Source organism: Wolbachia endosymbiont (group B) of Gerris lacustris (genome assembly GCF_964028355.1).
In the GTDB taxonomy this organism is placed as follows: Bacteria; Pseudomonadota; Alphaproteobacteria; order Rickettsiales; family Anaplasmataceae; genus Wolbachia.
This window is the reverse complement of the sequence record NZ_OZ034761.1, coordinates 859,191-871,431: the sequence shown is the minus strand read 5'-3', so window position 1 is coordinate 871,431 and position 12,241 is coordinate 859,191. Positions and strand designations below refer to the sequence as shown.

Genomic DNA, 12,241 nt, shown 5'->3' with positions numbered 1-12,241 from the left:
TGTTTTAATGATCACCTAACCCCACATCAGATTGATCATGTACTTTACTTAACTTAACTTCAGCCAAATCAGCACTTACACTATCCTGATCAAGATTTTTCTCTATAGACTCACCATAGGCTAAAAATTTATTTAATAAATTATCATCTCTTTGTTCTAAAAGAGAACGTATATAATCTGCTTTTCTAGAAAACATAAATTCCTTGATTTGATTAGAATTAGCTTTATCTAATATTGTCCATAATGATTGCATACAGCCTTTTTCAACTAAGGGTAATAACAACTTCCCTTGAAAGGTAGAATTGTTCATCATTTCTTCATTTAATGCTGAGGTACGATGACTATCAAGCCCATCTTTCATCAACATATGCATCAAAAGCTTCACACCTGCATTTAAGTATTGTCCTGAATAACCTCCAATTTTTATATTTCTTAACCAGGTACAATAATAACGATCTACGACCACATCACTTGGCTTTAAGCAGTCGAATAATCTTTGAAATTGATCAAAGTTAGACATTTCTAACATTCTACCTAAAGAACCATAATAACGATTTTTCTCCAAATCTCTTTTCAAAAGCTCTGGATATTTATCAGGACTTATCTTACTTAAACAAAATTCAAACACATCAGGATATCCATTATCGTGTGCTGCATGCACTGCAATTTTCATGAAAACTTCATCTTTTTCCTGAGCACTTAACTCACTTTCAGGTAATGATTTTATCTTATCCCAAAAGAACTCTACTGCTTCTACACGTCTTCTATCTGAGCTCATCGCTGCACGGTTTAAACCAAACACATACGGATGCTGATCTTTTAGATCTAACTCTGAAATATATCCACTAACGAAATGTGACCAAAATTGCATCATTGTGTCCGTATACCAACTCCCACTTACTGATTTGACTAACTTTTTTAATGCATCTGAATCTCCCTCATTTATTTCATCTTCCCGTTTAAAATGTTCAAATAGAGAGATTATGTCTTCTTCTAAGCAACACCAACATGCAACCTGGTAACGATCAAAGTCATCTAGTGGATTACTTATACCCTTAGAACTTTTTGGTTCTATCATCTTTTTAGCCACTACTCTTCTATTGAGTTTGATACCATGTATTGTATCAGTTTTTTCCCAACATTCTTCATTTGATAATATATCCAAAAAGAACGGAAGTTTTTTTTCACCCCAACTGTCAAATATTTCCAAAAATGCACCGCACCAATTTTTCAATTGAAGTTGTTTAGATTCTTTATAAGGATCATCATCTTTAATAATAGAGAAAACAGCTTTTCTGAGTTCATCACAGTCCATAATTCTTACCTCACAAACAAAACCATATTAAGATATAGAGCTATAATAATTTATAAACTCTATACTAATTTCAACATCATACTCCACCTTTGTAACCTGTCAATCACTATTTTAGAAAAATTTTCTAACCTAAAGTGGTTTTCAGTAAAAGGCTCTTAATAGGCTTATATAAGGTCTTTTATTAGCTATACACATTTTTGGAATTTGGTTTAAATTTTTTCAAACTATAGGTTCAACGCATATCAGTAAATAGAGTAGAAGAGAATTAAAGTAACCTGTATGATTAGAAAGAGATTTTTCTTTAACTTTAGTTTTGCAGATGTATAGTATTTCTTTATTTAGAATTTTGATCTTCGTTCTTTTTTTTTATTTGCAGCTTCTTGCACAGGAAAAAACAGATATGTTTTACGATCAAGACAGTGGTTTGCAGCTACCACTACCTAGTAATATGATTATAGATGATGACAATACTGCCCTGATAGCTCATTACAAAAATGACTCTCTCATAAAAGACTCAAGAAAAGTTGTCTCATTCGAAATTGATAAGTCTGATATCTACCACTACTGTATAAGAGGGGATGTGCTAATTAGCAAGGGTGATGTTTTAGAAGAAACATGTTATAGTAGTTACCCAACATTCATGAGTTTTAACAGTAAGGAAAAAGTTTTACCAGATAAAATATTGATAGATGGGTATCACTTTATATATCTTTATGCAGGTGAAGGTGCAGCAGGTACTGCTTATGATACATATATATACAGAGGTATGATTGATGGCAAGTGCGTTTTCTTTGACATTCATTCACGTATGACAAATCCTTATAACTACTTCGTTGATGGTAAAACTTCAGTAGAAAATGCATATTGCTCTTTTAATGATGATATTGAAACTGTGAATAATATTATAAGAAATGCAAAATTTAATATTAATAAATAAGTCCACTAAAAGGTACAAAAGGATTACTTGCTGTGATCCCTATAAAAGTTTTTGTTACTTGTTGGTTAAATTAAAGGGCCAGTAATATTGTAGAAAATTCTTCCAATAACTTTCAATAAGAGCCTCTTAAATATGCTCGATACATGATGTTTTATTTGTTTTAAATTCTGTTTTTATAAGTTTATCTTAATACTTATTGTTGAATGAATTAATATTAATTTAATATTATATATCGCTAATAAATTAAGTAATATAACCATTTCCAGTGGTCAAAACCAAGAAAAGTGAGAAGTGTTTTTCTTGGGATGCATTGGTCTACCAAGTGATACATATGAACTTTTTTATATGGCGATTCTACCATACGCTAAAATCAGCTATATTGCCTTACTTTCGCTAAATCTACATACGAACTGTTTTGTGTAACTTTTTTCCAAGGATTTCAAAATTCTATTTTTATAACCTTATTTTTACGCAGCTTGTTCTCACAAATATACGATCTTTTTTATGTTTTTTGGAAAAGTAAATAATTAAAACTTTTGTGATACTAATTGACTTACGTTTTTGTTGAAAATATTTTGTGAAAAAGTGGATTGATTTATAGATGCGACAGAACCTGTGCAGGCGCAAATGAGCTCTAGAAGGCGAATAAAGGCACGAGAGAAGTCAATTGAGCGCAAGCTTCCGTTGAAACGATAAAAAAGGGTGAAGTTACTGCTCTTCACTTTTTGTATCGTTTTTAGCAAAAGCTTCCTCCCAAGTGCCTTGAGTTGCTGCACGGCTATACTCTGTTACTCTATTTTCAAAGAAATTTGTATGTTCCACGCCATTTAGTATTTCATCAAGCCACGGAATAGGGTTATCTTTAACATTATATATAGATTTAAGACCTAATTGCGTTAACCTTCTGTTTGCTATGTAACGTATATAATTGCGCACTTCCTCTGCAGATAGCCCTTCAACATCTCCTAAATCAAAAGCAAGACTTATAAATTCATCTTCAAGTTCAACAATAGTGCGACATACAGAATATAATTCTTCTTTGAACTCATCATTCCAAATTTCATTATTCTCTTTAATAAACGTATTGAACAAATTGATAATTGAATTGGTGTGCAAGGTTTCGTCACGTGCTGACCAAGCAATTATTTGCCCCATACCTTTCATTTTTCCAAAACGTTGAAAATTGAGCAAAATTGCAAATGATGCAAATAACTGCAACCCTTCAGTGAAGGCACCAAATACTGCTAAAGTTTTAGCAACATGTTTTTTATCGTGCTTTTTACTTTCCTCAAATTCTAACATGTATTCATACTTCTTTCTCATAGCATCATATTTTAAGAATGCTTGATATTCACTTTCTGGCATGCCAATCGTATCTAGAAGGTATGAATAGGCTGCAATGTGTATAGTCTCCATATTGGAAAAGCTTGCAAGCATCATACATATTTCTGTTGGCTTAAATATATTTGAATAATGCCTCATATAGCAGTTATTTACTTCAATATCTGCTTGAGTAAAAAACCTAAAAATCTGGGTCAATAAATTTTTCTCTACATTCGAAAGTTTAGTTTTCCAATCTTTCACATCATCAGCAAGCGGAACTTCTTCAGGTATCCAGTGTATCCTTTGTTGCTGCAACCACGCATCATATGCCCAAGGATAATTAAAAGGCTTGTATATTGGATCTGCTTCTAGCAATGACATAAGATACCTAATTATTTTGAAGTAAATATTATATTAAATGATATTGAGAATCAGTCAATTTAACTTTTTTGAAATTTGACGACAGATAGTTTATCAGTGTATCATGATTTCAAATAATTAATTGACAAAATGCGAGTATTAATATTTTCAGTTTTACTGTTTTCAGTAGGCTGCATGCACACTATCTATAATCACGGAGTTCCTGGTATTAATGTTGAACTGTGGAGCAAAATAAAAGTAGGTGATGATAGAGAAAAAGTGGTTCATACTTTAGGATCGCCAACATTAGTATCAAAGTTCGACGAAAATATTTGGTACTATGTCTCATATAAAATTAAACAAGCTAACTTCTTGGGAAAAAGGAAGTACAGTAGTAAGTCTCTGCAAATTTCGTTTAATCAGAATGATGAAGTTACAGATATAAGAGAAATCAACGTTGCAAAAAGGTCTTTAGCTGTTGTTGATTGAAAATTTGCTGATCCATTTTTCATCACAAGTAACTAATTTAGGTAACGTAAATTCACCTATTTAGAATAAAATCTAACGTGACTTCACGCCAAATGTGATGCTGCTCAGCAGGTAAGCCAATTAGCGGGCTACATTTATACACTGCACGCATTGCATTATCTGCTGCTGATCTAAAAAGAGGATTATTTTGATAAGAACTACTATCTGCTACGTTGGCTACAACGATCTCGCCTTTACTGGATAATAATAAGTTAATTTTTATACTAAAATTTTCTTTATAAACTATGCCCTCAGGAATGCTCCAACACTCTGTCAGTTTATCCCTTATAGAATTAATAATTTCTGTTACAACCAATTCATCATCTTTGTTCTCAATGTTTTTCTTATCTCTTATTTCATTTTTCACCTCTTTGATGTCTTCTCTTAGCTTTCTTTCTACACCCTTTTTTCTTTTGGGAATTGGAATACCCTCATCAATTTCCTGTATTTCAATAATTTGCCTCGGTTGTACTACCTCAACTAATTCTTTTTTTCTTTGTGGTATAGGAATAACTGACGAATCATCCGTTTGGGCTTTCATTGAAAAAAGCAAAAAATAACATAGAGACAAAAGAAGAATATAATTAAAATAGAGAGGGCGCATATGTTGAGCAGCTTGTTTTACTGGTTTAAAGCTAATATTGCACATAAAGTCAATATATTTCAGTTGACTTAAACTCAAATTTGCTACACTAATTTTACTATCTCTATAATATCATACGGTCAATATACCCTAAATGAGATGGAAAGATGAAGGTGTTATTATAGCTGCTAAAAAATACGGTGATAAAAATTTAATTCTTTCTCTATTCACAAAAAATCATGGAAAGTGCAGAGGATTAACTAGGTTAACAAACAATAGCAATTATAAGTTTCAAATAAGTAATCTATTACATGCAGAATGGAGTGCTAAGCTACCTGAAAATCTAGGTTTTTTAAAGTGCGAATTGATTGAATCTCCATTTCATCATTTCTTTCAAGATAGGTTAAAAAGCATTGCTATTGTTTCTTTCTCGTCTATATTAGAAAAAGTGCTTCCAGAAAGTGAAGCCTGTATCAAGTTGTATGATAATTTTAGACACTTCATCGATGTAATAAAACACAATAGCCAATCTTGGCAAAGTCATTACCTTAACTTAGAGCTTCTCCTTCTTGCGCAACTTGGATTTAAGTTAGACCTATCAAAATGTGCTGTAACAGGTGTGAAAGAAAATCTACAATTTATTTCTCCAAAAACTGGTAGAGCAGTGTCAAAAAAAGTAGGTGACTGTTATGCAGATAAACTACTACCTTTTCCACAGATGTTGCATGATGTATACAATAACAACCTACAAAACAGCTACTCATATCAAGAATTCAGACTAGGACTAAAAATTACAGGGTATTTTTTAAATAAATATCTATTTCTGCAGTTAAATGCAAAATTTCCAGAGTTGAGAAATTTTATGCTATCATTTGAATCTTAGTTACTACCTATTTGAAAGAACTTCAACCAGTAACCACTCTATTTCTACCACTGTTTTTTGCTTTATATAAATATTTGTCAGCACGTACTATAAATTTTTTAACATCATCAAGGTCAGATCTTTGCATTGCTGAAATTCCAATGCTCACAGTTACATTATGGGTTGTATTTTTACCCACAAGTATAAAAGGTTCTTTGGCAATAATTTTTCTTATTCTCTCTGCAATAGTACACGCACCTGATACATTGGTATCTGGCATTACAACAACAAATTCCTCACCACCAAACCTAGCTAGTAAATCTGTCACTCTGATATTTTCAGAAATTCTTTTCTGTATTTCCTTTAAAAGTTCATCTCCAGCATTATGCCCAAAGTTATCATTCACCATCTTAAAATAATCTATATCAAGTATCATAAGAGATAAACTTCTATCTTTTTCCAAAGAATCCTTAACAATATTTCTTAAGTGTGCATCAAAATATCTTCTATTATAACAGTTAGTTAATGGATCCTTTATAGACATCTCCACATTATTAAATAAATTCATTCTCAAGGCATCTTGATATCTTTTGCGTTTCACTTGCGAATTAACCCTAGCTATTAATTCACTCTCATCTAAAGGTACTGTTAAATAATCATTAGCACCTACATCAAGTGCCTTTACTAAATTGCTTTTATCATAATCTTCAGAAAGGATCAGAATTGGTGTATAACGTGTTTCTACTTTACTACGAAACTTAGAACACAAACGTAGGCCGTCAGTTTTTGAAAATTGCATGTCAGAAATAATCAGGTCGTAATTATCCTTAATACCAACCTTCAATGCTTCTTTTGGATCGTGCAGTATTTTAATTGATCTGAAGCGTTGCTTTAGAACATTATGTATCTGCTCTGCTTGAAAGGTGTCTTCATCTACAACAAGTATGTTAGCATCAAAAATCTGATTAGAATAATCCATAATACTGCTTTCTGCTACTCCACCAATCTCAGCATTAGTTTCTCCTCTCAAGCACAACTCATCTATTATCATCTTTAAGCGTACAAGAGACTTAATTCTTGCAGATAAAGCAGTTTCATCTATCGGCTTAGTTAGAAAGTCATCCGCACCAGCATTAATTCCTTGCACTCTATCATGAGTGTCATGCAGCGCAGTTACCATAATTATTGGAATATAAGTCGTTAAGGGATCATTCTTTAGCTGCTTACAAACCTCAAAACCACTCATTTTTGGCATCATGACATCAAGTAAGATAATATCTGGCTGCTGTTCCGCTACTAAATCTATCGCCTCCTCGCCATCATGAGCTACAATAACTGTATAGTATTCTGCTTTTAGCTGAGCCTCCAAAAGCTTAACATTAGATGGTATATCATCTACTACTAGGATTTTTGCTGTCATTTTTTGTATTATCTACATTGTAAGTAGGATAAAGCTTGCCATCTTCACCAATTATGTAATTGACTTTTTTAACGTTATGCTCTTCATATAATTCTTTAATTCCAGTATCCTTCAACAATTTCCTAACTCTTGATTTTACAACCACAAAATACCTATATATATTTTTAATAAGATTAAGAAATACAGGTACTTTACTTTTATCAAGAACAATTATACTCACTAAAGCTACAACTAAAATTTCTGAAAGACCTATATTAAACATTTTCCTATGAAGCAAGTACTTTAACTCTCCTGATTATGAGTATTAATTTACTCAAATCAAGTTTAGAAGCAACCATCTCATCTAAAAAACTATTGTAACGTTCTATATCATCCTTATCATTAAGAACCCAAGTTTGTACATGATTATCAGCAGCTTTTATAACTTTAACGGCTAGCTTATGATGATAATTGCTTAAATCATCCAATAAGTCATTTATTAAGCTGCGATCCCAATAGGAAGAATGGCTTTTCATCTTGACAGCAAATGTTCTAATCATATAGAATTTTAGTAGCGACTTTAATTCAAAGTATATTCTACCAGCTTCAAAAATAGATAAAGATGTCTGTTCAGCAATAGATATAACGTCCAGCGCATAAATAAGAATACGTAGATCAGCAACTCTTTTTGCTAGATCTTTATTTATGTTAAGCTCTATCAAAGAGGTTAATCCATGATTATAGATCTTTAATAGGCGATCATCTAAAATATCATGGCCTAAAGTTTCAATTGTACCCCTAAATTTTGTAATATCATCTAGCTCTGCAAGATTAAGCTCACCAAGATTTTTTACTAACCAAAATGATACTCTACCAATAAATTTTTGCACGCTTCTCACTACTTGCAAGTACGAATCTGCATCAATTTTTCCATCTAATTCATCAATTCCCTGCCAAAGGCTATTTAAATTATATAGGTGATTAATAACAATATATATGTTAACTGCTTCATATACTTTAATGCCAGTACTCTCAACCAAATTATTAATAAATATACAGCCCATCCTATTTATTACATCATTTGCAATGCAAGTGGAAATAATTTCCCTGCGAAGTTGGTGTTTCAATATGGAATCCTTGAACTCTGTTACCATCTTTTGTGGAAAGTAATTTAGTAAGTAATCACGGCACAAGAAATCTTTTTCAGGTAGCTCAGAGTATATAATTTCATTTTTTATTGCTGTTCTTGAATAAGACATCAGAACAGAAAGCTGAGGAGAACTGAAGCCTTCTAACATTCTCGCTACCTCTTCTTCATCTGGAAGAAATTCTACATCTCGATTTAATAAACCAGATTTCTCTAAATTGAGTAATAATCTATGGTGCTGTTCCAATCTTTCTTTAGCTTGCAAGCACTCAAGGAGCAATGCTTTTGTTTCAATCCTATTATGGTTTTCAAGTACCTTAAATGCAACTTCATCTATCATGCTAGCCAGTATTTCATTCCTTTTTTCTAAGGAAATTTTCCTTCCTTTCATAAAAGCAATTTTGATATTAACTTCAAGGTCAGAACATATTACTCCTGCTGAATTATCAACAAAATCTGCATTGATATACCCACCTATTTTAGCATACTCTACCCTTCCAAGCTGTGTGCAACCAAGATTGCCGCCCTCTATAAACATAGAAGCTCTAATATCCTGACCATTTACTCTCAACTCATCGTTTGCTTTATCACCAACTATGCTATGGCTTTCACTCTTTGCCTTGACAAATGTACCAATTCCTCCATTCCATATGAAGTCCACTTTTGCTTTTAGCAGATATCGGATCAAGTCATTTGGAGATAACATATCTTCCGTTATATCAAAGCACTTTTTCATTTCTTGAGAAATATTTACTTGCTTGCTGCTACGCTCAAATACTCCTCCACCCTTAGAAATCAAATCTTTGTTATAATCCATCCAAGTTGAAAATGGTAACTCAAAAAGGCGTTTACGCTCTGCGAAACTCTTTTCTGCATCAGGGTTTGGGTCAATAAAAATATGCATATGGTTAAATGCGCCGATTAAATGTATATTTTTTGAAAGCAGCATGCCGTTTCCAAATAGATCGCCAGCCATATCTCCAATCCCAATTACAGTTGCATCCTGGCAAATATCCCTATTCATTCTCCAAAAATGCCTTTGTGCTGCAATCCACGCACCTTTTGCTGTAATACCCATCTTTTTATGGTCATAACCTGCTGATCCACCAGATGCAAATGCATCTCCAAGCCAAAAATTATATTCAGAGGCTATTTGGTTGGCATAATCAGAAAATGAAGCAGTACCTTTATCTGCTGCAACTACCAAATATGGATCATCTTCGTCATATCTAATGATATTCTTTGGTGGAATTATTTTACCATCAACCACATTATCAGTAATATCAAGCATTCCTCTGATAAAATTCTTATAACACTCAACACCTTTCTCTCTTAAAGTATCTTTGTCTTTATAAACTTGCTTAATTACAAACCCACCCTTTGCACCAACAGGTACAATAACCGCATTTTTTGTCATCTGGGCTTTCATGAGTCCCAAAACTTCAGTGCGAAAATCTTCCGTCCTATCCGACCACCTCAAACCACCACGAGCCAACTTCCCTCCTCTTAGATGTATTCCCTCAAAAAGGTTTGAATAAACATACAATTCACGGTATGGGCGCGGGTCAGGTAAACCATTTATTTTACTTGAATCAAATTTGATAGATAAGTATGGCTTATCATCTTGATAATAACTGGTTCTCACAATTGCCATTATCAAGTTAAATATCGAACGCAAAACGTAATCATGTGAAACGTTGCTGATCTCTTTTAGTAGTTCTTCAATTTTTTCCTGGAAAATGTTAGTAGTTTCTGCTCTATCAATATCTATATTAGGATTGAATCTTGCACGAAATAGCTGTATCAGATATTTCACTATTTTTGGGTACTCTGAGACCACTTTTTGGATATATTCTGGGTTATAGTTAAATAACGTCTGCTCTAGATAGGCACTTAGCACCCTAATAAGAAGCACTTCCTTCCATTTGAGCCCAGCAATAATGATCAAACTGTTGAAATAGTCATTTTTAATTTTCTTGTTGAACACTTTTGCAAGCGTTATTTCAAATTGCTCTTTCAGAGTAATGTCACTTATTAACTCATCGACTCTTGACAACACAAAGTGGTGTATCCATATTCCACCATTGATTTCTATGTAATAACCATTATGAGATAGAATTTTTGCTCCTAAATTCTTAGTAATTTTCAATATCTTTGATAATTCAAGACCACCATTGCTTGGAGTGTAAACTTTTAACTGATAGTTAAGATTGTCACAAGTAAGTCTCAAATCAACCTCACTTACTTCTTTCTTCCTTACTATCTCCAATTTTTTCATGTCGTAATATGCATCATGAGGTTCAAAATTCTCTTGGTAGCTTATCGGAAACGCCTTACAATAGCGGATGAATATGTCCTCAACGGTGCTAAAAGTATTATATAAATTGTCTATAAAACGATCTTCCCATTCTTCTGTAATGTTTCTTAATTTATTTTCTATACGATCATCAAAAACGCTAGCATTTTTGGCCTTTAGTACTACATGTAATTTCATCAAATCATATTCATTGATAATGTGATTGTTATAAATATCTGAACTTTCCGCATTCGTTTCATCTTTTAATATATCACGTATCTTAAACATTAGCCTTGCACTAGCATAACGCATCGGTATCAGTACTATGCAACTAATAAAGTTCCCTACCTTTCTCAAAAATAACTTGACTCTTGGTCTAATCGCAAGAGACATGATCGAGGTACAAGTTTCAAATAACTCGTCTTCATTTGATTGGAATAATTCATCACAAGAAAATGCCTGTAAAATGGAAACTAAAGCTTTATTATTATGGCCATCAGGAACAAATCCTGCCTTTTTTTCTATTGTTGTAACCTTATCCTTTATTACCGGAATAGTTCGAATATCTTGCACTTCTGCTATAGAAGTAAATAACCCGAAAAAACGCCGTTCCTTTACCACATTACCCTGGTCATTAAATTCTTTCACTCCTATACAATTTATATAAGTACGCCGATGAACTATTGAGATTAGGTCTGATCTTAGTATGTATAAAAAATTCAAACTTTCAGAAAAAATCAATGAATTCTGATACTCTTCACTTGCTCTCATTAAACCGAGATTTTCCCCATTACTTAGAACAAGCTTTCCATCTTTATTAGCAATGCATTCTTGATAACCTAAAAATACAAAATTGTTATTTTTCAACCAAGCTAGAAAATCTCTGCCTCCAACATCCAATGCCGGATGCTCAAGAAGCTTCTTGAGCATCAACTGCCAGTCTTTTACAACGCAGTTAACTGCTTTCAGCGTCTTTTGTAGAGATTCTTCTAATGTATCAACAAAACTATCACTTATGCCTTTAATGATTACATATATTACTGACTCTTTGATTTCATTACTTTCTTTCAAGGAACAAATCCTATCTATTAGGCTATTTTTTCTTTGAACATTAATTATGTTATTACTATAATAGCATATAGTTAAATCGTGTGATTTAATAGTGGAAATTACAGAATCCACTAAAAAAGGCATGTCATCATTTGTGATTTTAATTATAGTGAAATTGCCTTCTATTCCTGAAATATCATTTACATTACTTACTGCCAATTTACTTTCTTCTTTTTCTTTTTTAAGAATGAAGTTGTATGCATCTTCTGCAATGTATAAAAGAAATTTATCGTTGACTTTTAGATCGCTATTATAGACAAAATTGTAAAAGTATTTTATAAACTCTTTAATTTTTTCTTTCTCTTTCTTATTCCCTTGATCAACTAGCTTAAATAAAGACTCAGCATTAACATTATGATTTATACACATTTTTCAAAACAA

Annotated in this window: 9 protein-coding genes; 3 read left to right on the top strand and 6 right to left on the bottom strand. The window is 32.5% G+C overall.

Features of this window, described 5'->3' with window-relative positions:
- Positions 1-4 precede the first annotated feature (4 nt).
- Positions 5-1,315, bottom strand: a complete 1,311-nt coding sequence (locus ABWU62_RS04450) for a hypothetical protein (RefSeq protein ID WP_353287672.1) — start codon at positions 1,313-1,315, stop codon at positions 5-7.
- Between the two features lie 400 nt (positions 1,316-1,715).
- On the opposite strand from ABWU62_RS04450, the gene ABWU62_RS04445 reads away from it, so the two are divergent.
- Positions 1,716-2,252, top strand: coding sequence for a hypothetical protein (locus tag ABWU62_RS04445; RefSeq protein ID WP_353287671.1), 537 nt, complete (start codon positions 1,716-1,718; stop codon positions 2,250-2,252).
- Between the two features lie 708 nt (positions 2,253-2,960).
- Here ABWU62_RS04445 and ABWU62_RS04440 read toward each other — a convergent pair.
- A complete protein-coding gene (locus ABWU62_RS04440) occupies positions 2,961-3,956 on the bottom strand; it encodes a ribonucleotide-diphosphate reductase subunit beta (protein ID WP_353287670.1) in 996 nt (331 codons plus the stop codon).
- Between the two features lie 129 nt (positions 3,957-4,085).
- Here ABWU62_RS04440 and ABWU62_RS04435 point away from each other — a divergent pair, with 129 nt between their 5' ends.
- Entirely contained in the window at positions 4,086-4,424 is a 339-nt protein-coding gene (locus ABWU62_RS04435; protein WP_353287669.1) for an outer membrane protein assembly factor BamE, read from the top strand.
- Positions 4,425-4,476: 52 nt separating this feature from the next.
- On the opposite strand, the gene ABWU62_RS04430 is transcribed toward ABWU62_RS04435, so the two are convergent.
- Positions 4,477-5,067 (bottom strand): hypothetical protein, encoded by a 591-nt coding sequence (locus tag ABWU62_RS04430; protein WP_353288162.1) that lies wholly within the window; start codon positions 5,065-5,067, stop codon positions 4,477-4,479.
- A gap of 133 nt (positions 5,068-5,200) precedes the next feature.
- On the opposite strand from ABWU62_RS04430, the gene recO reads away from it, so the two are divergent.
- The gene (gene recO / locus ABWU62_RS04425; RefSeq protein WP_353287668.1) at positions 5,201-5,929 is read left to right on the top strand and encodes a DNA repair protein RecO; all 729 of its coding nucleotides are present in this window, start codon (positions 5,201-5,203) and stop codon (positions 5,927-5,929) included.
- A 22-nt stretch (positions 5,930-5,951) separates the two neighbouring features.
- On the opposite strand, the gene ABWU62_RS04420 is transcribed toward recO, so the two are convergent.
- The 3 genes from ABWU62_RS04420 to ABWU62_RS04410 are packed head-to-tail and all read right to left on the bottom strand — an operon-like array spanning position 5,952 to position 12,229.
- Positions 5,952-7,328, bottom strand: a complete 1,377-nt coding sequence (locus ABWU62_RS04420; protein ID WP_353287667.1) for a PleD family two-component system response regulator — start codon at positions 7,326-7,328, stop codon at positions 5,952-5,954.
- Positions 7,300-7,590, bottom strand: coding sequence for a hypothetical protein (locus tag ABWU62_RS04415; protein WP_353287666.1), 291 nt, complete (start codon positions 7,588-7,590; stop codon positions 7,300-7,302). Before ABWU62_RS04415 ends, ABWU62_RS04420 begins: the two co-directional genes overlap by 29 nt.
- A gap of 4 nt (positions 7,591-7,594) precedes the next feature.
- The gene (locus ABWU62_RS04410) at positions 7,595-12,229 is read right to left on the bottom strand and encodes an NAD-glutamate dehydrogenase (RefSeq protein WP_353287665.1); all 4,635 of its coding nucleotides are present in this window, start codon (positions 12,227-12,229) and stop codon (positions 7,595-7,597) included.
- Positions 12,230-12,241 lie beyond the last annotated feature (12 nt).

Coding starts and splice junctions, on each gene's coding strand:
- ABWU62_RS04450 (WP_353287672.1), bottom strand. CDS start 1,315: ATGGACTGTGATGAACTCAGAAAAGCTGTTTTCTCTATTATTAAAGAT.
- ABWU62_RS04445 (WP_353287671.1), top strand. CDS start 1,716: ATGTTTTACGATCAAGACAGTGGTTTGCAGCTACCACTACCTAGTAAT.
- ABWU62_RS04440 (WP_353287670.1), bottom strand. CDS start 3,956: ATGTCATTGCTAGAAGCAGATCCAATATACAAGCCTTTTAATTATCCT.
- ABWU62_RS04435 (WP_353287669.1), top strand. CDS start 4,086: ATGCGAGTATTAATATTTTCAGTTTTACTGTTTTCAGTAGGCTGCATG.
- ABWU62_RS04430 (WP_353288162.1), bottom strand. CDS start 5,067: ATGCGCCCTCTCTATTTTAATTATATTCTTCTTTTGTCTCTATGTTAT.
- recO (WP_353287668.1), top strand. CDS start 5,201: ATGAGATGGAAAGATGAAGGTGTTATTATAGCTGCTAAAAAATACGGT.
- ABWU62_RS04420 (WP_353287667.1), bottom strand. CDS start 7,328: ATGACAGCAAAAATCCTAGTAGTAGATGATATACCATCTAATGTTAAG.
- ABWU62_RS04415 (WP_353287666.1), bottom strand. CDS start 7,590: ATGTTTAATATAGGTCTTTCAGAAATTTTAGTTGTAGCTTTAGTGAGT.
- ABWU62_RS04410 (WP_353287665.1), bottom strand. CDS start 12,229: ATGTGTATAAATCATAATGTTAATGCTGAGTCTTTATTTAAGCTAGTT.